The organism is Demequina maris (assembly GCF_000971155.1).
GTDB classification, from domain to species: domain Bacteria; phylum Actinomycetota; class Actinomycetes; order Actinomycetales; family Demequinaceae; genus Demequina; species Demequina maris.
In genome coordinates, this window is record NZ_BBLX01000006.1 from 65,583 (window position 1) to 90,411 (window position 24,829).

General features: G+C 73.4%; 23 protein-coding genes. 14 read left to right on the forward strand and 9 right to left on the reverse strand.

All coding sequences use genetic code 11. The annotated features are described in order from the left end of the window. Positions 1–101: 101 nt before the first annotated feature. From AOM02_RS08560 to AOM02_RS14550, 5 genes are all read right to left on the reverse strand, one after another. A complete protein-coding gene (locus AOM02_RS08560) occupies positions 102–1,745 on the reverse strand; it encodes an NAD(P)-binding protein (RefSeq protein ID WP_062298741.1) in 1,644 nt (547 codons plus the stop codon). Beyond that, complete coding sequence (locus AOM02_RS08565) at positions 1,742–2,737, reverse strand: thiamine pyrophosphate-dependent enzyme (protein WP_062298742.1); 996 nt, start codon at positions 2,735–2,737, stop codon at positions 1,742–1,744. The genes AOM02_RS08560 and AOM02_RS08565 overlap by 4 nt, the downstream gene beginning before the upstream one ends. Further along, entirely contained in the window at positions 2,734–3,963 is a 1,230-nt protein-coding gene (locus AOM02_RS08570; protein WP_062298743.1) for a pyruvate ferredoxin oxidoreductase, read from the reverse strand. Before AOM02_RS08570 ends, AOM02_RS08565 begins: the two co-directional genes overlap by 4 nt. Position 3,964: 1 nt before the next feature. Next, positions 3,965–4,558 carry a 2-oxoacid:acceptor oxidoreductase family protein gene (locus AOM02_RS08575; RefSeq protein ID WP_062298744.1) on the reverse strand — a complete coding sequence of 198 codons (594 nt, stop codon included), beginning with the start codon at positions 4,556–4,558 and terminating at the stop codon, positions 3,965–3,967. Positions 4,559–4,668: 110 nt separating this feature from the next. Continuing rightward, complete coding sequence (locus tag AOM02_RS14550) at positions 4,669–6,363, reverse strand: hypothetical protein (RefSeq protein ID WP_062298745.1); 1,695 nt, start codon at positions 6,361–6,363, stop codon at positions 4,669–4,671. A gap of 184 nt (positions 6,364–6,547) precedes the next feature. Between AOM02_RS14550 and AOM02_RS08585 the strand changes: the two genes are divergently transcribed. The 11 genes from AOM02_RS08585 to AOM02_RS08635 all read left to right on the forward strand — a co-directional run bounded on the left by AOM02_RS08585 (position 6,548) and on the right by AOM02_RS08635 (position 19,564). Continuing rightward, a complete protein-coding gene (locus AOM02_RS08585) occupies positions 6,548–7,570 on the forward strand; it encodes a LacI family DNA-binding transcriptional regulator (RefSeq protein WP_062298746.1) in 1,023 nt (340 codons plus the stop codon). A 124-nt stretch (positions 7,571–7,694) separates the two neighbouring features. Further along, positions 7,695–9,086, forward strand: a complete 1,392-nt coding sequence (gene uxaC / locus AOM02_RS08590; RefSeq protein WP_062298747.1) for a glucuronate isomerase — start codon at positions 7,695–7,697, stop codon at positions 9,084–9,086. Next, complete coding sequence (locus AOM02_RS08595) at positions 9,083–10,459, forward strand: mannitol dehydrogenase family protein (protein ID WP_062298748.1); 1,377 nt, start codon at positions 9,083–9,085, stop codon at positions 10,457–10,459. The genes uxaC and AOM02_RS08595 overlap by 4 nt, the downstream gene beginning before the upstream one ends. Positions 10,460–10,486: 27 nt before the next feature. Then, positions 10,487–12,271 (forward strand): beta-glucuronidase, encoded by a 1,785-nt coding sequence (gene uidA, locus AOM02_RS08600; RefSeq protein WP_062298749.1) that lies wholly within the window; start codon positions 10,487–10,489, stop codon positions 12,269–12,271. 125 nt (positions 12,272–12,396) lie between these two features. After that, positions 12,397–13,872 carry a glucuronide transporter gene (uidB, locus tag AOM02_RS08605; protein ID WP_082104985.1) on the forward strand — a complete coding sequence of 492 codons (1,476 nt, stop codon included), beginning with the start codon at positions 12,397–12,399 and terminating at the stop codon, positions 13,870–13,872. 32 nt (positions 13,873–13,904) lie between these two features. Then, complete coding sequence (manD, locus tag AOM02_RS08610) at positions 13,905–15,143, forward strand: D-mannonate dehydratase ManD (RefSeq protein ID WP_062298750.1); 1,239 nt, start codon at positions 13,905–13,907, stop codon at positions 15,141–15,143. Next, positions 15,133–15,645, forward strand: coding sequence for a gluconokinase (locus AOM02_RS08615; RefSeq protein ID WP_062298751.1), 513 nt, complete (start codon positions 15,133–15,135; stop codon positions 15,643–15,645). The genes manD and AOM02_RS08615 overlap by 11 nt, the downstream gene beginning before the upstream one ends. 84 nt (positions 15,646–15,729) lie before the next feature. Continuing rightward, entirely contained in the window at positions 15,730–17,904 is a 2,175-nt protein-coding gene (locus tag AOM02_RS08620) for a beta-glucosidase (RefSeq protein ID WP_062298752.1), read from the forward strand. 109 nt (positions 17,905–18,013) lie between these two features. Continuing rightward, entirely contained in the window at positions 18,014–18,313 is a 300-nt protein-coding gene (locus AOM02_RS08625; protein WP_062298753.1) for a DUF1905 domain-containing protein, read from the forward strand. Between the two features lie 24 nt (positions 18,314–18,337). Continuing rightward, positions 18,338–18,925 (forward strand): hypothetical protein, encoded by a 588-nt coding sequence (locus AOM02_RS08630; protein WP_062298754.1) that lies wholly within the window; start codon positions 18,338–18,340, stop codon positions 18,923–18,925. 66 nt (positions 18,926–18,991) lie between these two features. Beyond that, the gene (locus tag AOM02_RS08635; RefSeq protein ID WP_062298755.1) at positions 18,992–19,564 is read left to right on the forward strand and encodes a hypothetical protein; all 573 of its coding nucleotides are present in this window, start codon (positions 18,992–18,994) and stop codon (positions 19,562–19,564) included. Positions 19,565–19,569: 5 nt separating this feature from the next. On the opposite strand, the gene AOM02_RS08640 is transcribed toward AOM02_RS08635, so the two are convergent. Continuing rightward, positions 19,570–20,424, reverse strand: a complete 855-nt coding sequence (locus AOM02_RS08640; protein WP_062298756.1) for an NAD(P)H-hydrate dehydratase — start codon at positions 20,422–20,424, stop codon at positions 19,570–19,572. Continuing rightward, on the reverse strand, positions 20,421–20,978 hold the full coding sequence (locus tag AOM02_RS14645; protein ID WP_062298757.1) for a GNAT family N-acetyltransferase: 558 nt from the start codon (positions 20,976–20,978) through the stop codon (positions 20,421–20,423). Before AOM02_RS14645 ends, AOM02_RS08640 begins: the two co-directional genes overlap by 4 nt. A 44-nt stretch (positions 20,979–21,022) precedes the next feature. On the opposite strand from AOM02_RS14645, the gene def reads away from it, so the two are divergent. After that, positions 21,023–21,523, forward strand: a complete 501-nt coding sequence (gene def / locus AOM02_RS08650; protein WP_062298758.1) for a peptide deformylase — start codon at positions 21,023–21,025, stop codon at positions 21,521–21,523. On the opposite strand, the gene AOM02_RS08655 is transcribed toward def, so the two are convergent. Continuing rightward, positions 21,524–22,213: an NAD(P)H-hydrate epimerase gene (locus AOM02_RS08655; protein WP_062298759.1), complete on the reverse strand. Its 690-nt coding sequence runs from the start codon at positions 22,211–22,213 to the stop codon at positions 21,524–21,526. Between the two features lie 149 nt (positions 22,214–22,362). On the opposite strand from AOM02_RS08655, the gene AOM02_RS08660 reads away from it, so the two are divergent. Beyond that, positions 22,363–22,860, forward strand: a complete 498-nt coding sequence (locus tag AOM02_RS08660; RefSeq protein WP_062298760.1) for a DUF3145 domain-containing protein — start codon at positions 22,363–22,365, stop codon at positions 22,858–22,860. Positions 22,861–22,897: 37 nt separating this feature from the next. After that, on the forward strand, positions 22,898–23,479 hold the full coding sequence (locus tag AOM02_RS08665; RefSeq protein ID WP_062298761.1) for a TetR/AcrR family transcriptional regulator: 582 nt from the start codon (positions 22,898–22,900) through the stop codon (positions 23,477–23,479). A gap of 39 nt (positions 23,480–23,518) precedes the next feature. Here AOM02_RS08665 and AOM02_RS08670 read toward each other — a convergent pair whose 3' ends face one another. Continuing rightward, positions 23,519–24,823 carry an arylsulfotransferase family protein gene (locus tag AOM02_RS08670; protein WP_156156156.1) on the reverse strand — a complete coding sequence of 435 codons (1,305 nt, stop codon included), beginning with the start codon at positions 24,821–24,823 and terminating at the stop codon, positions 23,519–23,521. Between the last annotated feature and the right edge of the window lie 6 nt (positions 24,824–24,829).

Below are 24,829 nucleotides of genomic sequence, written 5' to 3' on the forward strand. Positions count from 1 at the left end.
TGCTCATGTGTCAGCGGGGCGCCTGCGGCGCGGGCGCTCGCGGGGCGGGCGCTCGCGGCGCGGGGCGCGGGGCGCGGACCGCCCCCCGCCCCACGAACCGCCTACCTGACCTCCGGGATCATGTCGATCGCGCCGCACGGGCACTCCTCGGCGCAGATGCCGCAGCCCTTGCAGTAGTCGTAGTCGATCTCGTAGCGCATCCCCGGGCCCAACTTCTTGATCGCGTCGTCGGGGCACATGCCGAAGCAGTTGTCGCACTCGAAGCACGAGCCGCACGACATGCAGCGCCGCGCCTCGAACACCGCGTGTTCGGCGTCGAGCCCGGCCAGCACCTCCTCGAAGCCCGTCACACGGCGCGCCGCCTCGAGCTCGGCGCGGTGCTGCTTGGGAGCGTCGGAGTAGTACCAGGGCTGCAGCCGCTCGGCGGTGGCCTCACGCTGCACCGGCTCGGCCGGCAGCACCCGCGCCGCGAGCCACGCGTCCACCGCCTTCGCCGCGCGGGCCCCGCGCCCGATCGCGTACGTCGCCGTGCGCGAGCCGGGCGAGACGTCGCCCGCCGCGAACACCCCGTCGCGGCCGGTCATGAGCGTGGTGGGATCCACCTGGACCACGCCGTCCGCCACGACCACCTCGGGCACGTCGCCGAGCAACGTGAGGTCGGCATCCTGCCCGACCGCGAGCATCACGGTGTCCGCGTCGAGCTCCTCGAACACCCCGGTCCCGTGCGGCCGCCCGTCCTCGTCGAGCTCCATCCGCTCGATCGTGATCGTCTGCCCCTCGACCTGGGAGATGGTCGACAGCCACTGCACGCGCACGCCCTCGCCGACCGCGTCCTCGAGCTCCGTCGGGTGGGCCGGCATCTGCTCGCGCGTGCGCCGGTAGACGACTACCGCCTCGGAGGCACCGAGCCGTCGCGCGGTGCGGGCCGCGTCCATCGCGGTGTTGCCGCCGCCGTAGACCGCGACGCGGCGCCCGAGCAGCGGCGCGTGCCCCGAGGCGACGTCCCTCAGCACGTCGATCGCGTCGACGATCTTCGACGCCGCCCCCGCGGGGATGTCGACGTGGTGCGCCACGCCGGCGCCCACCGTCAGCACGACGGCGTCGAACTCCGCCTGCGCATCGTCCAGCGAGGTCACCGGCGTGGAGCACTCGATCCGCACGCCCGTGTCCTCGATGCGGCGGATCTCCGCCGCGAGCACGTCGCGCGGCAGCCGGTACGCGGGGATGCCGTAGCGCATCATGCCGCCGGGTTCGGCGGCGGCCTCCCGGACCACCACCTCGTGACCGAGCTGGCGCACGTGGTAGGCGGCGGATAGCCCCGCCGGCCCCGAGCCCACCACCAGCACGCGACGGCCGGACGATGCGGCGGGCGCCGGCAGCGGCCAGCCGCGCTCGAGCGCGGTGTCGCCCAGGAAGCGCTCGACCGCGTTGATGCCCACCTCCTCGTCCACGTCCGTGCGGTTGCAGGCCGTCTGGCAGGGGTGATAGCAGATGCGTCCCATGACCGCGGGGAACGGGTTCGCGGCGACGAGCCGGCGCCACGCCGTCTCGAAGCCCGCCTCGCCCTCCTGCGTGGAGCCGAGCCAGCCGCGGATGTCCTCGCCCGACGGGCACCCGAGCGAGCACGGGGGAGCGAGCTCGACGTAGACGGGCCGCTCGGTGCGCCACGTGCCCGTGTGGTACGCGAGCGACGTGGCCGGACCGGTCGACAGGCCGAGCGTCGGAGGGGCGTCGTGGCTGGTCATGAGCGCTCTCCCAGGAGGTCGTAGCGGCGGATGTTGGCGTCGGCGAGCGCGCGCCACCGCGCCAGCGCGTCCTCGCCGCCGGGCTTGAACAGGTGCGCGAAGCGCGCCTGCGGACGCAGGTACTCCTCGACGTCGGCGCGCTCGCGGATGCGCTGCACGTCGGTGAGCTCGCCCGCGCGCGCCTCGACCACGGGGAAGATCCCCGACTGGACGGCGGCCCGCGACAGCGCGATCGACTGCGACGAGGACGAGCCCCACCCGACCGGGCACGGCACCAGCACGTGCAGGTAGCGCGCGCCCCGGATGGACATCGCAGTGCGCACCTTGTGCTCGAGGTCGCGCAGGTCCGCCACCGTCGCCGAGGCGACGTACGGGATCTCGTGCGCCATCGCGATCTTCACCATCGACTTGCCCTGCCCGAAGGCCTGACCGGGGCTGCGCCCGACCGCCGGGGTGGTCGCGGTGCGGGCCGATGCGGGGGTCGCCGACGACCGCTGCACGCCGGTGTTCATGTAGCCCTGGTTGTCGTAGCAGACGTAGAGCACGTCATCGTTGCGCTCGAACATGCCCGAGACCGCCGCGAGGCCGATGTCCACGGTCCCGCCGTCGCCGCCCTGGGCGAGGACGCGCACGTCGTCGCGACCCTGCGCGTGCAGCGACGCCGCGATCCCGGTCGCCACGGCGGCGGCGTTGGCGAACAGCGAGTGGATCCACGGCGGCTTCCACGCGCTCTCGGGGTACAGCGTCGAGAACACCTCGAGGCAGCCGGTCGCGTTCGCGACCACCAGCTTGCCGTCGGCCGCCTCGACCGCGGTGTCCATGACCCACCGCGCGGCGAGCGCCTCGGCGCAGCCCTGGCATGCGCGGTGCCCCTTGGTGAGGGACGACGGCCGGTCCGCGTGCGACTGGACCGAGCGCTCCGCATCGTCCAGCAGCCGCCCGCCGACCGCGAGCGTGCCGGTCTGCAGGAACGGGATGTGCACCGTGGTCATCGCGCCACCTCCGTCGCACCGGCGGCCGGCGTGGGTACGCCACCCTCCTTGAGGTCGAGGAACTCGAGCCTCCCCAGCTCGCCGTCGAGCGCCATGCGCACCGCCTCCTGCAGCGACGCCTCGAGGATGGGCCGACCGCCCAGCCCGGCGACCACCGAGTGCAGCCGCGAGCGGGTGCCGGCGAGCGCGCGCCCCACGCAGCCGGTGAGCACGCCGCCCGAGCCCAGCTCGAGGGCCCGGTCGATCACCATGACGTGCCGCGAGTCGCCGATAGCCTCGCGCAGCGCGTCGCCCGGGAACGGCCGGAACGACGAGATGCCGACCAGCCGCACGGGGATCCCCGCCGCGCGCATCGGCTCGAGCGCGGCCTGGAGGGTGCCGATCACCGAGCCCATCGCCACCACGACCAGGTCGTCGGACGATGCGGGCGGCGCCATCCGGTCGCGGTCCAGCGTGTCCGGGTCGTAGCGGGCGACGAGCCCGCCCGCCTCGCGCCCGAAGGCCTCGCGGAAGCGGTCCGACCACGACGCGATCACGCCGGTCGCGTCGAGGAAGCGCAGGTGCTGGAGGTACTTGGTCTCCGTGAAGGACTCGGGCCCGGCCATCGTGCCGATGGTCGTCGGGTTCTGGATGTCGAGCGCCTGCGTGGGCCGGTACGGCGGGAGGAACGCGTCGATCTGCTCCGCGGTGGGGAGCTCGACCACGTCGGACGCGTGGGTGAGCACGAAGCCGTCCATGCACACCATCGCGGGCATGCCGAGCTCCTCCGCGGCGGCGAACGCGATGACGTGGAGGTCGGCGGCCTCCTGGTTGTCGGCGGCGAAGAGCTGCAGCCATCCCGAGTCGCGCATCGCCATGGCGTCGGAGTGGTCGTTCCAGATGTTGATGGGCGCGCCCACCGCGCGGTTGGCGACCGTCATGACGATCGGCAGGCCCATGCCGGCGGCGTTGTAGACCGCCTCGGCCATGTAGAGCAGGCCCTGCGACGCGGTCGCGGTGTAGGCGCGCGAGCCGCCGGCGGAGGCGCCGATCGACACCGACATCGCCGAGAACTCGGACTCCACGTTGACGTACTCGCATTGTGCGAGCTCGCCCGTGCGGGCCATCACGGACAGCGCCTCGACGATGTGCGTCTGCGGGGAGATCGGGTACGCGCACACCACGCCTGGCCGGCAGCGGGCCACGGTCCGGGCGACCGCCTGGGAGCCCTCGAGCACCTCGCGCATGTCATGCCTCCGATCCGGCGGCCGCGGCCACCTCGGCGAGCTCGTCCCTCACGTAGGCGAAGGCCTCGGCGGCCGCGGCGGCGTTCGCCTCGCCCACCGCGCCCGGGAAGCGTTCGCGGAACACCTGCTGGACCGCGTCGAGGGTGATGTCGTCGGACGCGGCGGCGTACGCCGCGAGCATCGCGGCGGCGGGCTTCGGCTTGCCCAGGTGCGTCATCGTGATCTGCATGGCGGGGACGGTGAGCACCGTCGCGTCGGCCTCCTCGGCGCCCGCCTCGGCGCGCACCGCGGTGGCATCGGCGGTGGTGTTGACGATGACGAGGCCGCCCGGGGCGAGGCCCGCGAACGGGCGGTCGGAGAGCAGCAGCGTCGGGTCCTGGACGAGCACGACGTCCGGCGCGAGCACGGGCTCGCGGGTGCGCAGCGGCACGTCCGCGAAGCGGCAGTACGAGACGACGGGTGCGCCTGTGCGCTCCGACCCGAAGGACGGGATCGCCTGCGCCTCATGCCCCGCGAGGAAGCCCGCCCGGGCGAGCATCTCGGCCGCCGTCACCACTCCTTGGCCGCCTCGGCCATGGACCCTGACCTGCCTCATGAGAACGCCTCCGCCCGGCACCGCGTCGTGGCCCGGCGCCGGTGACGGGCCACTCCTTCACGGTATGCCGGTGGGGGTGTGGCGGTTGGGACCGAGGTCCCGGACCGATCTCAGACGCCGGCGGGCTCGCGCTCGGCGTCCGCGGGCGGCGGCGCCTGCTGCGCCTCCGCGAGCCTCGCATGCTCGGGGATGAGCCGGAACACCGCCCACGCGGTCAGCGCGATGACCCCGAAGCCGCCCACGATGAGCAGCCAGGTGAGCAGCGGGGTGCGCGACTCCTGCCAGTCGTCGCCGGTGGGCACGGCGATGATGACGAACGCGGCGGCGGCGACGAAGTACGCCGCGCCCCACACCCGGCGGTGCCAGTCGTGGATCGCCTTGCCGTCGAGGTAAGTGAAGGGCAGCAGGCCCACCACCAGCGCGGCGAGGGTCTCGAGGACGATGCCCGCCAGGGTCTGCTCCAGGAGGATCACGGCGGCGCCGGGCTCGCCGGCGAAGAACGCCTCGAGCAGGCCGAGCAGCAGCCACGAGACGAGTCCCAGCGCGAACGCGGTGGCGACGCCGAGCAGCGCGAGGCGCCCCTCGTTGCGCTTGGACATCGCGCGTCCGTACTGCACGGTCACCACCGCGCCGAACAGCAGCGCGGGCTGGATGTGGAGCACCTCGGAGATCACCACCGACACTGCGACGACCGCGAGGGCGCCCGGCATCGGCAGGAGACGTCCCGGCGTGCGCAGCCTCCGCCGTGCCGCGAGGAGCCGGCCCGCGTTCAGCCCCAGGTTCAGCGCCGTGAGCGAGAGGAACAGGCTGAGGAAGCTGATCGCCGCCTCGGCGCCGAGGTGCCAGCCGGTCTGCCCGAAGCCGAGGATGAGCGTCGCGGCGACGACGGTGAGGCCGCTCAGCAGCCACGGCTTCCGCAGCGCCCGCGGCAGCAGGTGCGGGCGCGAGCGGCGTGCGCGGCGGGCGCTCCAGCCGAACGCGCGACCGTAGTTCTCCGTCAGGGTCGACTGGAGGAGCTCGGCCGGGATGGCGGCGAGCAGCAGGAACGCCGACGCGAGCGTGGCCGTCGCCGCGACCTTGAGCGGGGTGAAGTGAAGGTCTCCGAGGGTCGGCACCGTGGGCGAGAGCCACTGGTAGCCGCCCTCGACGGTGACCGCCGCCTTCGCCGTGGACGGGGCGTAGCCCGCGGCGGTGAGGGTGGCGACGACGTGGTGGTCGCCTGCCTCCGCCGCACCCGGCACCTCCACCGTCATCTCGAGCGCACCGTCCGCGTCGACGTCGCCCTCGCCCATGAGCAGCGGCGACGAGTGCAGCTCGACCGTGATGCGCCCTCCCGGCGGCAGGCCGTCCGCCGCGATGCGGATCCGGTCGCCGGGGCGGAGCACCCGACCGTCGAGCGCCATCCCGTCCTCGCCCGCAAGCTCGAAGCTCCACACGAGGGTCGCGGCGACGGGCGCGGCCGCCTCGATCACGGGCGCCGGTGCCACCTCGGGAGCGGCGCGCTTGCGCTTCCTCGCCTTCTTCTCGGCGGGGACCTCGGCCGGCGCCCACCAGAGCGCCGGTGCCGCCGTCCACGCCGGCGCGTCCGGGGCGGGCGTCGCGCGCGGCGGCGCCGGTTCCGGCGCCTGCGGGGCGGGGGAGGGGGCGACGTAGTTGCCGGGACCTCGCTCGCCAGCGCCCGTGGTCGACGCGCTCGCGGCGGTCGCGGTCAGGAGCACGAGCGCGAGGCCTGCCGTCACGACGGCGAGCAGCACCGCGCGCAGCGCCCTCTCGCGCAGCAGAGCCCTCCGTGCCGGTGCGGCCATCGTTCCCCCTGGCCGGCGACCCGCGTGGCGACGCGAGGGCAGCGCCGGCCCCCACAGCGCAGGCTAGACCGGAAACGCTGTCCGGAATGTACGGAATGCGAAGAATTTACACGCGCGAAACGCGGCGCGCGCCCATGATCGCGGCTGTCCGGAGGGCTTGGCAACCGGTGTTATTGTGGCCCGCATGACCGAGCCCGGGCAGCGACGCTCCGGCCGCGCGGGAGCTGCGACGATCTACGACATCGCGGAGCGCGCGGGCGTGAACCCGTCCACCGTCTCCCGCGCCCTCAACCATCCCGGGCGGGTGAGCGCGGCGACCGAGGCGCGCATCCGGCAGGCCGCCGACGAGCTCGACTTCCACGCCAACCCCATGGCCCGCGCGCTGCCCACCGGGCGCACGCGCACCCTCGCGCTCGTGCTCGCCGACGTGACGAACCCGGTGGTCTTCGGCCTCATCCGCGGCGCCGAGCGGGCCGCCGCCGCGGCGGGCTACACGCTGGTCATCGCCGAGTCCCAGGAATCGGGCGCGGTCGAGGCCGCGACCGTGGAGCGCGTCGCGCCCGCCGTCGACGGCATCGTGCTCGCGACCTCGCGCCTCGCCGACGACGAGATCGGCGCGATCGCCGCGCGCAAGCCCGTGGTCACCGTCAACCGCGGCGGCTCGGCCTCGGCGAACGTGTCGCCGGACGTCGAGCCGGGGATCGCGGCGCTCGTGGCGCACCTCGAGTCGCTGGGCCACCGCACGCTCGCGTTCCTCGCCGGTCCCGCGAACTCCTGGACGAGCACCCGGCGCTGGGACGCCCTCTTCGCGGCGGCGCGCCGGGCCGGCCTCCACATCGTCGAGATCGGCCCCAACGCGCCCACGGTCGAGGGCGGCGGCGACGCCTACGAGCGCTGCGAGGCGTCGGGGGCGACCGCCGTCGTGGCCTACAACGACCTCATGGCGATGGGGCTCATCCAGGCCGCGCGGGCCGCCGGGCGGCGCGTGCCCGAGGACCTCAGCATCGTGGGCTTCGACGACATCTTCGGCGCCGCCCTCATCACCCCCGCTCTCACCACGGTGCGCGCGGACCTCGAGCTGGCGGGGGAGCACGCGGTCACGCACCTCCTCGCGCTCATGGGCGAGGGCGCCGCCCCGGCGGACTGCGACGAGCTCGCCACCGAGCTCGTCGTGCGCGACTCCACGGGACCCGCGCCCACGCGCTGACCAGGCAGTTCGGCAACCGCTCGCCAACGCTCGTCTCACGCTTGAGGACGCCCGAGTGCGCCTCCGTGGCCACGAGTTTGGCAACCGGTTGACAACGGCGCCGGAATCGTGTTCCATGGCACCCATGACGACGACGTCACACCTTCGCGACACCCGGCTCCTGCCGGCCGATCCCGCCGTGCGCACCCTCGCCGCGGACCTGCTGGCCACGGTCGCCGACGCGCCGATCCTCTCGCCCCACGGTCACGTGCCCGTCGAGTGGCTCTCGCGCGACCTGCCCTTCTCCGACCCGGCCGACCTGCTCGTGGTCCACGACCACTACGTCACGCGCCTCCTGCACGCTCGCGGCGTGCCGCTCGACCGCCTCGGCTCGTCCGCCGACCCGCGCGAGGCGTGGCGCGAGCTGTGCCGTCATTGGCACGCGTTCGCCGGCACCGCCTCGGCCTTCTGGCTCTCCGACACCCTGCAGTCGGTGTTCGGGATCGACGACGACCTCTCGGCGGAGACGGCGGACGCCACCTACGACGCGATCGCCGCCCGCCTCACCCAGCCCGAGCTGCGCCCCCGCGCGCTGTTCGACCGCTTCCGCATCGACACGCTCGCCACCACCGACGACCCGCTGTCCGACCTCGCCGAGCACGCGCTCCTCGCCGCGGACCCCGGCTTCACCGGCCGCGTGGCGCCCACCTTCCGCCCCGACCGGTACCTCGATCCCGAGGCCGAGGGCTTCGCGGTGCTCGTGGAGTCGCTGCTGGCAGCCACCGGCCGGCCTGCCACCTTCGCCGGCTACCTGGCGGCGCTCGAGGACCGGCGCGCGCACTTCCGCGCCCACGGTGCCTTCTCCGCCGACCACGGCGTCTACGAGCCCTTCACGTGCGAGCTCGCGCCCGCCGAGGCCGAGGGCCTGTTCGCGTCCGCCCTCGCGGGCGACCTCGACGCCGCCGGCATCCGCCTGTTCCGCGGGCACATGCTGTGGCAGATGGCACGCATGAGCGTCGAGGACGGCCTCGTCATGACGATCCACGCGGGCGTGCGGCGCAACCACCACACCGCGACCTTCCGCGCCTTCGGCCCAGACACGGGCCACGACATCCCGGTGCGCACCGAGTGGGTCGAGAACCTGCGGCCGCTGCTCGAGAGCTTCGGCACCGAGCCCGGCTTCCACCTCATCCTCTTCACGGTCGACGAGACCACCTTCAGCCGTGAGCTCGCCCCCCTCGCCGGCTTCTACCCGGCGGTCCGCGTGGGCGCGCCGTGGTGGTTCCTCGACGCCCCCGACGCGATCGCGCGCTTCCGCGGCGCCGTCACGGAGACCGCCGGCTTCTACCGGACCTCGGGCTTCATCGACGACACCCGCGCGTACCTGTCGATCCCCAGCCGCCACGCCGCCGCGCGTCGCGCCGACGCCGCCTACCTCGCGCGCCTCGTCGCCGAGGGGCGCGTCCGCGAGGGCCTCGCGCACCGCATCATGGCCGACACCGTCGACGCCATCCCGCGAGAGGCGTTCAAGCTGTGACCGCCCAGCCGCTGTCCCGCGTCGCCGCGGGCCTGGGGACGCCGCCGCCGCGCATCGTCCACCTGGGCCTCGGCGCGTTCCACCGTGCCCATCAGGCCTGGTACACCGCGCAGGCGGACGATGCGGTGGGGTGGGGGATCGCCGCCTTCACCGGCCGCTCGCCCCGCGAGGCCGAGGCGCTGACCGCGCAGGAGTGCCTCTACACGGTCGCCGCGCGCGGAGCCGACGGCGACGAGGTCGAGGTGATCGGCAGCATCGTCGAGGCGCACGACGGCGCAGACCTGGGCACGCTTCGCGACCTCGTCGCGCGGCCCGAGGTCGCCGTCGTCACCCTCACCGTCACGGAGGCGGGCTACCGGCTGCTCCCCGACGGCGCCCCGGACCTCGACGACGCCGCCATGGCCGCGGACCTCGCCGTGCTGCGCGCACGGCTGGGGGAGCCCGTCACGCCGCTCGGACGGCTCGTCGTCGCGCTGGACGCGCGCCGCCGTGCCGGCGCCGGGCCGATCGCCGTGGTGCCGTGCGACAACGTCCCCGGCAACGGACCGTGGGTCCGCACCGGCGTCCTGGCGCTCGCCGCGGCGGCGGACGATGCGCTGGCCGGCTGGGTCGAGGACCACGTCTCCTTCGTGTCGACCTCCGTCGACCGCATCACCCCGCGGCGCGCGGCCGGCGACGAGCTGCTGGCGCGAGGGGCGGGATGGATCGACGGCTCGCCGATCGTCACCGAGCCCTTCGCCGACTGGATCCTCAGCGGCGAGTTCCCCGCCGGGCGGCCCGCGTGGGAGACCGCCGGCGCGCGCGTCGTCGACGACATCGAGCCCTTCGAGCACCGCAAGCTGTGGATGCTCAACGGCGCGCACTCGGTGCTCGCCTCGCTCGGGCGCCTGCGCGGCCACGCGACGGTCGCCGACGCGATCGCCGACGCCGTGTGCCGCGAGCTCGTCGAGGACGTGTGGGACGCCGCCGCGCGGCACCTGCCCGCGGACGTCGACGCGGCCGCGTACCGGGTGGCGCTCGTCGAGCGCTTCGCCAACCCGCGCATCGTCCACCGCCTCGACCAGATCGCCGCGGACTCCTCCGTGAAGCTCGCGGCCCGCATCGCCCCCGTCGCCCGCCTCGAGCTCGCCGCCGGCGGAGACGCGCTGCCCGCCGCGGCCGCCCTCGGCGCGTGGATCGGCGCGGTCCGCCGCTGCGCGCCGGTGCCGGACGCACGCGAGCGTCAGCTCGGCGACGCGCTGCTGTCCACCGACCCCGTCCGTGCCCTCGTGGGCGTCGTCGACCCCGACCTCGCCTCCCACCCCCAGTTCGTGGCGGAGGTCCGCATCCGTGCGGCCGCCCTCGCCGACGTCCCGACCACCGTCGCGCCGTAGCGACACCCCACCTGAGAAAGGCCACCGATGCTCAAGCCGCGTCACACCGCCACCCGCGAGCTCCTCAACCTCGACGGCATGTGGAGCTTCGCCGTCGCCGGGGAGGACCTCGGCACGCCGTGGGCGGGACCGCTCGAGACCGATCTCGACTGCCCCGTGCCCGCGTCGTACAACGACCTGTTCACCGACTCCGCGATCCGTGACCACGTCGGCTGGGTCTGGTACCAGCGCACGGTCCGCGTGCCGCGCGGCTGGGACGGCGAGCGCATCCACATCCGCCTCGACGCGGCGACCCACGAGGGCGTCGTCTACGTCGACGAGACCGAGGTCGTCCGCCACGAGGGCGGCTACCTCCCGTTCGAGGCGGACATCACCGACCACGTGACGGCCGGGCAGGAGTTCCGCCTCACGATCGGCGTCAACAACGTGCTCACGCCCGACACCATCCCGCCGGGCCTGGTCAAGGAGCTGCCGGACGGCCGCAAGAGCCAGGGCTACATGCACGACTTCTACAACTACGCGGGTCTGCACCGCTCCGTGTGGCTGTACAGCGCGCCCGCGACCCGCGTCGCCGACGTCACCGTCGTGACGGACGTGGACGGCGCCGCGGGTCTCGTCGCTTACGCGGTCGAGGCCACCGGAGACGCGGAGATCCGCCTCACCCTCAAGGACGAGGCGGGCGCCGTGGTCGCCACCGGCACCGGCGCCGAGGGCACCCTCCGCGTCGAGGACGTCCGCCTGTGGCAGCCGGGCGCCGCGTACCTCTACGGCCTCACCGTCGAGCTCCTCGAGGGCGACGTCGTGGTCGACGAGTACCCGCTCCCCGTGGGCGTCCGCACCGTCGAGGTCAAGGGCAACCAGTTCCTCATCAACGGCGAGCCGTTCTACTTCACCGGCTTCGGCAAGCACGAGGACATCGCCGTCAAGGGCAAGGGCCACGACGACGCGTACCTCCACCACGACTTCCAGCTCATCGACTGGATCGGCGCGAACTCGTTCCGCACCTCGCACTACCCGTACGCCGAGGAGGTCATGGACTACGCCGACCGCCACGGCATCGTCGTGATCGACGAGACCGCGGCCGTGGGCCTCAACAGCCGCATCTCGGGCGGCATCGCCGACCTCATGTCGGCCATGGGCGGCGCCACCGGCGAGAAGGGCTTCGGCCCCAAGATGGCCGAGGCGCACCGCCGCGAGATCCGCGAGCTCATCGCGCGCGACAAGAACCACCCGTCGGTGGTGATGTGGTCCATCGCGAACGAGCCCGACACCATGGCCGAGGGCACCGACGAGTACTTCGAGCCGCTGTTCGACTACGCGCGCGAGCTCGACCCGACCCGCCCGGTCACGTTCGTCAACGTGATGATGGCGCCGCCGAACGTGTGCCGCGTGTCGAAGTTCGCGGACGTGCTGTGCCTCAACCGCTACTACGGCTGGTACGTCGACACCGGCGACCTCGCGACCGCCGAGGTGCACCTCGAGGCCGAGCTGCGCGGCTGGGAGCAGATGTACGGCAAGCCCATGATCATGACCGAGTACGGCGCCGACACCGTCCCGGGCCTCCACTCCGTGTGGGACCAGCCGTGGACCGAGGAGTTCCAGGCCAACCTGCTCGACATGTACCACCGCGTCTTCGACCGCGTGGACTCGATGATCGGCGAGCAGGTGTGGAACTTCGCCGACTTCCAGACCTCGGTCGGCATCTTCCGTGTCGACGGCAACAAGAAGGGCGTGTTCACCCGCGACCGTCGCCCCAAGGCCGTCGCGCACTCCCTCCGCAAGCGCTGGACCACGATGCGCGACGCGGACTGAGCCTCCGGTGCCGGCCCTCGGGGCCGGCACCGGACCCGCCGGGCGGCAGCGCCGCCGGGCACAGCCCGTCCGCCGAGGGGGCGGACGGGACCCTCCCCACCCGATTCGATGGCAAAGGAGCCACGATGACCACGACGACGACCCCGCAGCAGCCGGCCGCCGCCGGCGCTGCACCCGGACCGGGGAAGCTGCCCCGGATCAGCTACTTCGGCTACGCGGCCGGCGACATGGCGAACAACCTGGCGTTCACCACCGCGACGATGTTCCTCCTCGTCTACTACACGGACGTGGCCGGCATCTCCGCCGCCGCGGCGGGAACCCTGTTCCTCGTCGCCCGCATCTTCGACGCGTTCACGGACGTCTGGGCCGGCCGCGTGGTCGACAAGACGTACACGCGCCGCTGGGGCAAGTTCCGCCCGTTCATCCTGTTCGGCGCCTTCCCGCTGCTCGCGCTCACGTTCGCGACGTTCCACGTGCCGCAGATCGGCGAGTCGGGCATGCTGCTCTACGCGTACGTGACGTACATCGCCCTGGGCCTCGCGTACACGTTCGTCAACATCCCCTACGGCTCGCTCGCCGCCGCGATGACGCAGGTGCCGGCCGAGCGCGCCAAGCTCGCCTCCGCGCGCACCATCGGCGCCGCGGTGACCGGCGGCTTCCTCGGCATCTTCGTCGCGCCGATGCTCACCGCGGACCGCGACCTCCAGCAGGTGTTCACCAACGTCACCCTGCTGTTCGTGGTGGTCGGCTGCGCGCTGTACTTCTTCACCTTCATGACCGCCAAGGAGCGCGTCGACCGCGACGTCGAGCACGTCTCGATGCGCCAGTCGCTCGCCAACCTCAAGGGCAACAAGCCGCTGCTCATGCTCTGCGTCAGCACCCTGCTGCTGCTCACCGGCATGATCACCAGCTCGACCGCGTCGATCTACTTCCTGCGCGACGTGTTCCAGTCGCTGCACCTCTACCCGGTGGTCGCCGGCTCGCAGCTCGTGCTGATGCTCGTGGTCGCGCCGTTCGTGCCCAAGGTGGTGCGCCGCTTCGGCAAGCGCTCCGCCTACATCGCGGGCGGCGTCATCGGCGCGACGGGCTCGACCATCGCGTTCCTCGCCCCCTCCGTGTGGATCGCGCTCGCGGGCAACATCCTCGGCATGTTCGGCATCCTGTTCGTGTCGATCGTCATCTGGGCGCTCGAGGCCGACACCGTCGAGTACGGCGAGTGGAAGACCGGCGTCCGCACCGAGGGCACCACGTACGCGATCTTCTCGTTCACCCGCAAGGCCGGTCAGGCCCTGGGTGGCGCGCTCGGCGCGTACGCCCTCGCGGTCGGCGGCTACGTCGCCGGCGCCGAGGTCCAGTCCACCGCCGCCGAGTGGGGCATCCGCGCCGCGGCCGGCCTCATCCCGGCCCTGCTGACGCTCGGCGCGGCGCTCGTGATGCTCGCGTACCCGCTCACCGACGACCTCCACGCGCGCATCGTCGCGGAGATCAAGGACCGTCGCGCCGCCGCGGGCGACACCGCCGCCCACGACCCGCACACGTCCACGGCCGCGCTCGCGACCGAGGACCCCCAGCCGCCGTTCGCCGGCACCGACACCAAGTAACCGGGCGCGAGCCCAGGAGGAGCACCACCACCATGAGGATCGACAAGGCCGAGGTCATCGTCACGAGCCCTGATCGCAACTTCGTGACGTTGCGTCTCACCACCGACGAGGGCCACGTGGGCCTCGGCGACGCGACGCTCAACGGTCGCGAGCTGGCCGTGGTCGCGTACCTCAAGGAGCACGTGGTCCCGCTCCTCCTGGGCCGCGACCCGGCCGCCATCGAGGACACCTGGCAGTACCTCTACCGGGGCGCGTACTGGCGTCGCGGGCCCGTGACGATGGCCGCGATCGCGGCGGTCGACATGGCCCTGTGGGACATCAAGGGCAAGGCCGCGGGCATGCCGGTCTACCAGCTGCTCGGCGGGGCGTCCCGCCGCGGGCTGCTCGCGTACGGGCACGCCTCGGGCAAGACCACCGACGAGCTGTTCGACTCGGTGCGCTCGCACCTCGAGCAGGGCTACCGCGCCATCCGCATCCAGACCGGCGTGCCCGGCCTCAAGGCGATCTACGGCATCGCCTCGCAGGGCGCCGACGCGGGCGACGCTGACGTGCGGTACGACCACGAGCCGGCGCGCCGCGGCGCGCTGCCGATGGAGGAGGACTGGGACACCCGCGCCTACCTCCGCCACCTGCCGGGCGTGTTCGAGGCCGTCCGCAACGAGTTCGGCCCCGAGCTGCCGCTGCTGCACGACGGCCACCACCGCATGACGCCCATCCAGGCCGCGAAGCTCGGCAAGGACCTGGAGCCGTACGACCTGTTCTGGCTCGAGGACTGCACGCCGGCGGAGAACCAGGAGGCGCTGCGCCTGGTGCGCCAGCACACCACCACGCCGCTCGCGATCGGCGAGATCTTCAACACGGTGTGGGACTTCAAGGACATCATCCGCGAGCAGCTCATCGACTACGTGCGCGGCGCCGTCACGCACATGGGCGGCATCACGCCCCTCAAGAAGACGCTCGACTACGCCGCGATGTACCAGATCAAGTCCGGCATGCACGGCCCCACGGACATCTCGCCGGTGGGCATGGCGGCCGCGATGCACCTCGGGCTGGCGATCCACAACTTCGGCATCCAGGAGTACATGCAGCACGGCACCCGCACGAACGAGGTGTTCCAGCAGTCCTTCACGTGGGCGGACGGCATGCTGCACCCCGGCGACGAGCCGGGTCTGGGCGTGACCCTCGACGTCGACGAGGCCGGCAAGTACCCCTACGCTCAGGCGTACCTGCCCTACAACCGCCTCCACGACGGGACCATGCATGACTGGTGAGACGCCGCTGATCGTCGTGATGGGCCCGACCGCCTGCGGCAAGTCCACGGTCGGGGAGGCCCTCGCGGCCACGCTCGGTGTGCCGTTCGTCGACGGCGATGCGCTCCACCCGGAGACCAATGTCGCGAAGATGGCCGCGGGCGTGCCGCTCGACGACGACGACCGGTGGCCGTGGCTCGACCGCGTCGGCGCGAAGCTGGACGATGCGCGGTCCGGGGGAGGCGCCGTGGTCGCCTGCAGCGCCCTCAAGCGGGCGTACCGGGACCGCATCCGGGCGGCGGCGCCCGGCGCATCGTTCCTCGAGCTGGTCCTCACGCCCGAGGAGGCGACCCGCCGGTCCTCCTCGCGCGTCGACCACTTCATGCCCGCGTCCCTGGTCACGTCGCAGTTCGGGACCCTCGAGGTCCTGACCGCGGACGAGCGCGGGACCAGGGTCGACGCGACGCTACCCGTGACGCGCATCGTCGCCGCCGCGGTCGACGCGCTGGGCGCGGGCGCCTAGCACGTCGCGTCCGCCACCGGCATCTGGGCGCCGCCGCGCCTTCCTTCGCACCACCCTTCAACGCAGCAGGATGAGGAGAACCCCATGACCGACACCGTGCACGACACCGCGGTCCACCCCTGGATGAACGAGGACCTGACGCCGCGCGAGCGTGCGCTCGCGCTCGTCGGAGCGATGTCCACCGAGCAGAAGATCGCGCAGCTGCACGGCGCGATGGCGACGATCGACCTGTTCGCCATGGCGGGCGAGATGCCCGACCTCTCGCAGATGACCGAGGAGGACATGGAGGCGCTGGCCGCACAGCTGCGCATCGACCGTCACGTCAAGGGCGACGACGACCTCGGCATCCCGCGCCTGCGGGTCACCAACGGGCCGGTGGGCGTCGGCATGGGCGACGGCACCCCCAGCCCGCCCGCGACCGCGCTGCCGATGACGATCGGCGTTGCGGCCTCGTTCGACCCGGAGGTCGCGACGCGCTACGGCGACCTCATCGGCAAGGAGTCCGCCCACCTGGGCCAGCACGTGCTCGAGGGGCCCGGGCTGTGCCTGCACCGGCTCCCCAACGGCGGCCGCAACTTCGAGTACTTCTCGGAGGACCCGTACCTCACCGGCGTGATGGGCACGCAGGTCATCAAGGCGATCCAGTCCAACGACGTGATCGCCATGGCCAAGCACTACGTGGTCAACGACCAGGAGATCGAGCGCATGCGCGCGAACATCGAGGTCGACGAGCACGTGCTGCGGGAGATGTACCTGCTGCCGTTCGAGATGGCGTGCAAGGACGGCGAGGTCGCCTCGATCATGAGCGCGTACAACCGTGTGCGCGGCACCTACGCGTCCGAGAACCGCTACCTGCTCCACACCGTCCTGCGCGAGGACTGGGGCTGGGACGGCTACGTCCAGTCGGACTTCTGGGCCGCGCACTCGGCCGTGCCGTCGCTGAGCGCGGGCCTGGACCTCGAGATGCCGGACAGCAAGTGGTTCAACGAGGCCAACCTCAAGGCCGCCCTCGCGGACTTCACGCTCGAGATGGCGACCGTGGAACGCGCGCTGGTGCGCCGCTTCACACAGATGTTCCGCTTCGACCAGTTCGGGAAGCCGTACGCGCCCACGGAGATCCCGGCCGACGCGCACGGCGCGGTGAGCCGCCGGATCGGTGCCGACATGGCCGTGCTGCTCAAGAACGACGCCCAGGTGCTGCCACTGCCGGTCGAGGCGGGCAAGGTGCTGATCGTCGGCATGGACAAGTTCGCCGCGAAGGCCTGCCAGGGCGGCGGCGGCTCGTCGCGCGTCATCCCGCTGTACACGGTGGACCCCCTGCCCGGCACGCGGGACGTGCTCGCCGCGCTGGGATCGACCTCGACCGTCGAGCTGTGCGTCGTCGAGCGTGACCTGTCGAACCTGGACGAGGCGATCGCCGCCGCCGCGGCCGCCGACACCGTGCTGATCATGGCCGGTTCGATCGCCACCGAGGGCGCGGACGCCCCGACCCCCGAGATGCCCTTCGGCCAGGACGCCATGGTCTCCGCGCTGCTCGGCGCGAACCCGAGCGCGGTCGTGGTGCTGAAGAACAGCTCCCCGGCGATGCTTCCGTGGATCGATCAGGCCTCCACGGTCATCGAGGTGTGGAACCAGGGCGCCGAGGACGGGCACACCGTCGCCGACCTGCTCTGGGGCGTCACGTCGCCGTCGGGCAAGCTGCCGACCACGTACGCCGCGCGCCTCGAGGACCTCATGCACCACGACGACCCGGTCCGCTACCCGGGCACGGACGAGGGCGACGGCTTCCCGACGATGCGCTACACCGAGGGCCTCCGGGTGGGGTACCGCTGGTTCCAGGCGGAGGGGATCGCGCCGCTGTTCCCGTTCGGCTACGGGCTCGGCTACACGTCCTTCGCGCTGACCGATGTGGCGGTCTCGTCGGCATCGTTCGAGGGCTCGCCCGTCACGGTGACCGCGACGGTGACGAACACCGGCGACCGCGCGGGAGCCGAGGTCGTCCAGGTCTACCTGGGGATCCCGGTCGGCGGTCAGCCGCCCAAGCGCCTGGTCGGCTTCGCGAAGGTCGCGCTCGCGCCCGGCGAGTCGGCGTCCGTGGAGATCGTCGTCGACCCCGCGGCGACCCACCACCCGTTCTCGGTGTGGGACGACGCGACCGGCGGATGGGCCACCCCGGCCGGCACGTACACGGTGCACGTCGGGACCTCGTCCGAGGACACGCCTCACGTGTTCGGCATCACCGTCGCGCCGGTGGCCTGAACCCGGGACCCGCGGACCGCGCCGACCGCTCGGCCGCCCGACAGCCGTCGGGCGGCCGAGCGGTCGGGTACGTGGCGGAGACCGCCGGATCGGCGCTAGCGTCGCTGGGGTGACCCGCTACGACTTCGAGGCGACGCTGTACGCGTGGGACGCGCGCACGGACACGTGGATCTTCGCGGACGTGCCCTTCGACGTCGCCGACGAGATCGAGGACGCGCAGCACGGCCCGCGCCGCGGCTTCGGCGCCGTCAAGGTGGAGGTCGCGATCGGCGCCACCACCTGGCGGACGAGCATCTTCCCCTCGAAGGAGCGGCGCACGTTCGTGCTGCCCGTCAAGCGGGCGGTGCTCACGGCGGAGTCCCTCGCGCCCGGCGACACGCCGCGCGTCGCGCTCACGCCCCTGACCTGACGTCGTGCGTGCGAACCTGGGGTGATGGCGCACGCGATCGATCCCGTCCCCGCCCCGGCTCTCGAGAGCCCGCAGGCGGCGGCCTGGGTCGCCGCGGCGGTCACCATCCCGCTCTACACGGTGATCGGCACCGCGTGCGCGTACGCGGGTGCGATGGCGTGGGAGGAGCTGACGGGCGGCGGTGACGCCATGCGCCTGCGGCTCGACCAGACGGAGGTCGCGGTCTTCCTCGCCACGGTGCTGATCATCGCCGTCGGCATCGCCGTCACCGCGCACACCGCCGGGCGGTGGCTCCACGCGCGCACCGCCGACGAGCCCGCCTCGGTCGCGGTCGGCTCCTTCGCGACCCTGGGAGGCGTGCTGGCGCTGGCACCCGCGCTCGCGATCGTCGTCGGCAGCGGCGACCCCGCCGCCGCGGTCTTCGTGGTCCTCGGGCTCGTGCTGCCATGCGCGGTCGTCGCCGCGATCGCGCGCGCCGTCGTGCCCGCCGTGGCGTCCTCGGAGGCAGCGATCGTCGTCGTCGCGGTGCTCGCGGTGGTCTGCACCCTCATCGCGGTGACGCTGCTCGCGGCGACGTGGGCCACGTGGCCCCTCGGCACGGCGCGCGGCTGATCCGCCTCCCCGGGCGCACACTGGTGCTCGAGGCGCCAGCGTCGGCGCCCGATCGGAGGGATCCGCATGTCCGCCACCGAGACCCCCGTCAAGGCGGCCGAGCGTCCGCTCGGTGCCACCCTCGCCGCCTGGCTCGCCACCGCGATCGGCATCCCCCTGTACGCCGTCGTCGCGCTCGCGCTCGCCACCGCGGCGGCGCCGCTGGCCCGCGCGCTCGCCCCGGACCGCAACACCGTCGAGGACCTCGGCATGTTCCTCGGCGTCGCGGTGACGAACGTCGCCGTCGCGCTCGTGGGCGTGCCGCTCGCGGCGCACACCGTCGGTCGCCTGGTGTTCGCGAGGACCGCGCGGGCGTCGGACCGCGCGGCGTCGCGGGGCTTCGCGGTCATGGGCGCCGTGCTCGCCGTGCCGCTCGTGATCTTCGTGGCCTTCGCCCAGCCGCTGCACGGCGTGGGCGGGCTCTACGCGGCGATCGCGGTCGGGGTCCCGTGCGGCGTGACGGCGGGCCTGACCCGCGCCCTCCTGCCGTGGTTCGCGGCGACCCCGATCCGCCGCGGGACGGCCGCCGCGGTCGGCGGCGCGGGCGTGCTCGCCGTGCTCTTCTGGTCGGCCATCGTGCTGCTCGGCTTCAGCGTCTAGGACGCTCAGCCGCGCAGCAGCTCGGCGACCACCGCGGGCAGCGCGCCTGCCACATCGAGCGCCGCCACGGGTCCGCCGCCCGAGGCCCGTTCCGCCGCGCGCGCATGCACCCAGGCGGCGCTCGCGCCCGCCGCGTCCGCCGTGAGCCCCGCGGCGAGCAGGGCGCCCGCCACGCCCGCGAGCACGTCGCCGGCGCCCGCGGTCGCCAGCCACGCCGGTGCCTCCGGGAGCTCGATCGTCGCGCCGCCGGGGGAGACCACGAGCGTCACCGCGCCCTTGAGGAGCACGGTCGCGCGCGCGGTCTCGGCGAGCAGCCGCGCGTGCCCGACCCGGTCGCGCTCGACGTCCGCGGGCGTGACGTCGTGGCGCAGCGCGGCGAGGGTGCGGACCAGCTCGCCCGCGTGCGGGGTGAGCAGCACGCGCTCGGCGCCCACGGCACGCACGCCGGCCGCACGTGCCCGCGCGACCGTCTCGAGCGCGCCGGCGTCGACCACCATGGGGGCGGACTCCGCGACCACGGCGCCGATCGCGGCGTCCTGCTCGGGGTAGTCGGAGACGCCGGGTCCCACCACCCACGCCTGGGCGCGGGGGAGCCGCTCGGCGACGTCGACCGGGTGGTGGATGACCGCCTCGGGGCGATGCGCGAGCACCAGGTCCTGCGCGCGCTCGGGTCCCACGTAGCGCACCATGCCTGCGCCGGCGCGGACGGCGCCGGACACGACGAGGGCGGCGGCGCCGGGGTACGCCTCGGAGCCGGCGACGACCCCCAGGACGCCGCGCGAGTACTTGTCGTCGGCGGCGCCGGGCACGGGCCACGACGCCGAGACGTCCGCGCGCTCCCACCGCCGCACGGGCGTCACCGGGGCAGGGACAGCATGTACAGGTCGGAGTGCATCCACTGGCCGTCGCGCTCGATGTCGTTCTCGATCCGACGGACCAGCGACAGCCCCAGGTGCGCCATGACCTTCGCCGACGCCTTGTGCTCGGGGCGGCAGCGCGCGTGCAGCTGCTCGAGCCCGTCCTCCTCGAGGAGCGCGTCGATCACGGCACGCACGGCCTCGGTCGCGATGCCGCGACCCCACAGGTCGCGGCGCACCACCCAGCCGAGCTCGCGGATCTCCGGCGTCGAGTCGAGCGGGCCCCGGCCCTCGCCGTACACGCCGACGCCGCCGACCACGGTCCCGGCGGGGATGCGCCCGGCGGCGCCCACCGCATCGTCCCGCAAGGTGATGGCCCACTGCGCGGGCAGGCCGGCCTCCGCGGCCTGCTCCACCCACCTCCGCGTGTCGTCCTCGCTGTTGGGTCCCCACTCGGTGAAGCGGCACACCGCGGGATCCGAGGCGTACACGTGGACGTCTGCGGCGTCGTCGGCGGTGAACGGCCGTAGCAGGAGTCTCGCGGTCTCGACGGTCATATCCCGACGATACGCCCACGCCCGGGGCATGGGAGGATACCGCCATGGCAATGCGTGACATCCGAGTGATCGGCGACCCCGTCCTCCGTACCCCCTGCGAGCCGATCACCGTGATCGACGACCGCGTGAGGCAGCTGGTGGAGGACCTCGTGGAGACCGTCGACCACGAGGGTCGCGCGGGCCTCGCCGCGAACCAGATCGGCGTGTCGCTGCGGGCGTTCTCGTGGAACATCGACGGCGACATCGGCTACATCCTCAACCCCGAGATCGTCGAGGTCAGCGAGGAGTTCCAGGAACTGGGCGAGGAGGGCTGCCTCTCGGTCCCCGGCCTCTGGTACCCGTGCGAGCGGCCCGCGTACGCGCGTGCCGTCGGCACCGATCTCAACGGCGACAAGGTCGAGATCGAGGGCGAGGAGATCTGGGCCCGCCTCATCAGCCACGAGTGCGACCACCTCGACGGCAAGCTGTACCTCGACCGCCTGCGCCGCGACGTGCGCAAGAAGGCGATGCGCGAGCTGCGGGAGTCGCTCGAGCAGAAGGGTTGATCAGCCCGCCAGGTCGATCCCCACGTCGGCGACGACGACCCGCCCCGCGGCGTCCGCCGCGGGCCGCTCGACCAGGCACCGCTTGAGCGCCGTGAACGTCACCGTGACGTCCGCGACGACGTGGCGCGGCGGCGCGTCCGGGTCCGCGTCCGGCGCGGGCGCCGGCAGCTCGGCGGAGTCCGCGGCGAGCCCCGAGGGCACGTCCACCGCCACGATGGGCAGCCCGGCCGCGACGGCCCGACCGAGCAGCGACCACGCGGCGTCGGGCAGCCCCGGTCGCCCGCCGATGCCGGAGAAGCCGTCGATCACCAGCTGCGCGTCGAGCACCCGTTCGCGCCCGAGCGGGAACGCGACCCCCGACACCGCGCCGGCGCCCGCGGCCTCCTCGAGCATCCGCACCCCGCGCGCGTGGGCGCGTTCGGAGGCGGCGACCGCGACCACCCTCGCGCCGCGCCGGGCGAGCAGCGCGCCCGCGAGGAGCGCGTCGCCGCCGTTGTTGCCCGGGCCCGCGACCACGCACACGCGCAGGCCCTCGGGGGGGAGCCCGCGCTCGGCGGCCAGCCCGGCCGCCGCATCGGCCACCGCGGCCGCCGCCCGGTCCATCAGCACGTCCTCCGGCACGTCCCGCATGGTGCGGGCCTCCGCGGCCCGGATCTCGTCGACGGTGACGATGTTCTCGCTGGTCGCCATGGGGTCCAGCCTCGCACGAGCCTCCGACATGCGGGGCGCGGCGCTGGCGCATCCGGCGCGGGTGAGGCAGAATCGTGGCACACCCGGTGCCACCGGCTGTTTCTTTCGAGGTCGTAGGGGAAGACGCACCTCAAAGGAAGGAAAGGGTCATGGCAGCAATCACCCGTGGTGTCCTTTTCGTGCACTCCGCGACCCGCGCGATGACTCCGCACATCGAGTGGGCGGCGCAGGGAGTGCTGGGTTCGCGCGCCTCGTTCGACTGGACGGACCAGCCCGCCGGCTCGGGGCTGCTGCGCGCCGAGGTGGCGTGGCAGGGCCAGCAGGGCACGGGCGCGAGCCTCGCGTCCGCGCTGCGCGGCTGGGAGCACGTGCGCTACGAGGTCACCGAGGAGCCGTCGTTCGGCGCCGACGGCGGCCGCTGGTCCCACACCCCGTCGCTCGGCATCTTCCACGCCGTCATCGACGTGCACGGCAACACCGTGGTCCCGGAGGACCGCATCCGCGCCGCGCTCGACAACGGCGAGACCATGGGCGACTTCCAGCGCGCGATGGACCTCGCGCTGGGCACCGCGTGGGATCAGGAGCTCGAGCCGTTCCGCTACGCGGGTCACGGCGCGCCGGTCCGGTGGCTCCACCGCGTGGGCTGACCGTGTGGGCGCGGACCAGGCGGGTTAGGGTGATCAGGTGAGCGAGCACCGCCGTCCCGGCCGTCCCCAGATCGCCGATCCCGACCAGATCGCGCGCATCGCCGCGACCCTCTTCGCGGAGCGCGGCTACGCCGCCGTCTCGATGGACGACATCGCGGAGCGGTCGGGCGTGTCCCGCCGCACGCTGTTCCGGCACTTCGAGAACAAGGCCGACCTGGTGTGGCGCGACTTCTTCGCCACGTACCGGCGCCTCGCGGAGCTGCTCGCGGACCCCGCGACTCCGCCCGGGATGGCGGGCCTGCGCGCCGCGATGCGCGACACGCTCGAGGTGCCCGGCGAGGAGGAGGAGATCACGCGCGTGCGGCTACGCATCATCGGTGCCTCCTCCGAGGTCTTCGCGGCCGGCATCGGCGGACTGGGCGATATGACCGAGGGCCTGTCCCGGCAGGTCGCCAAGGCCGAGCACCTCGACGAGGACAGCCTCGAGGCGCGCACCGCCGGCCAGGCGATCACGGGCTGCATCGTCGCGTCCGCGGTGTGGTGGGCGAGCCACTCGGACGAGCCCATCGTCGAGGTCATCGACCGCGCCCTCGCGAGCCTCGAGCGCGGCATCGCCTGAGCGCCGCGCCCCGGGGCGATCGCGCCGGGGGACGATGCGTCAGCCGAGCAGTCCCGGCGGCCCCACCACGGCCTGGTAGCTGACGGTATAGCCCAGCTCCGGCTGCTCGATCGCGACGTCCGTGAGGATCTCCTTCTCGACGCCCGCCTCGAGATCCACCGTGATGCGCGCGGCCTCGCGGCCGTCGGCGGTGACGACGGACACCCCGGACTCGCTGCAGCCCCAGGACACCGCCCAGAAGGTCTCGTCCTCGTCGAGGGGACGGGCCGAGCCCGTGCATCGTGACTCGCGGCCCGAGGGGTCCCCGATGACGTTCTCGATGGTCGCGGTGCCGTCCGCGACCTGGAACACGACGACGCGGGCGACGCCCGCGCCACCGGAGCTGTTGTCGAACACGGAGAAGCGGTCGCCGCCCAGCCAGCGGAAATCGTGCTGGCCGCTCAGCACCGCGCGGTCGCCCAGCAGGCCGTCGGGGTCGTCCACGGCGAGCGCGAGCGGGCTGTCGTCCTGGCCGAAGGTCCACAGGATGTCGCCCGAGGCGACGTCGATCGCCATGACGGTGCTCGGGTGGCGCATCGACACGTACACGGTCGCGCCGTCGTCGGACGGCTGGACGGAGTTGCAGTGGAACGGGTCGACGGGCGCGTACACGGCGGTGCCGGAGGCGGTGTCGAGCATCGCGTCGGTGAAGTGCTCCAGCGCGGACCACTCCCAGACCGCCCGGCCGGCGCGCACGTGCACCACCTCGCAGTCGTACACGCGCTCGAGCGGCTCGTCGCTCAGGCCGCACGGGTAGACGTCATCGTCGCAGGGCACCGGCACGTAGCGGTCGGCCCAGAAGCCGTCCCGGTCCTCGTCGAGGACGATGGCGTGGTGGTCGAGGTCGAACGCCTCGGTCGACTCGTCGATCGCGATGCCGGCGTCGAACGTCGTGATGCGGGCGCAGAAGGCGTAGCCGCCGCTGTCCGACAGGCACGCGCGGCTGAGCCCGAACAGCGCGTCGTCGGTGGTGGACAGCGCCGCGAGGCTCGAGCCGGAGACGTCCATCACCTCGACCGGCGAGAGGTCGCCGCGCAGCTCGAGCACCGCCTGGGTGCCCGTGGTGAGCAGGGGCGCGGCGAGGTAGATCGAGGCGTCGGCGGCGGCGGTGGCGGCGCGGCCCGCGAGGGCCTCGTCGACCACCTCGTACTCGAGCGCGTAGCGGCCGAGCGTCCTGTCGAAGGAGGTCGGCTCCTGCGACACCGGAGGGGCGTTGCTGGGCGACGACGTCGCCCCGCCGCCGAGGCAGCCCGCGACGGCGAGAACTCCCACGAGGGACAGGACCGCGCGTATCGGGCGCCTCACGCCCCG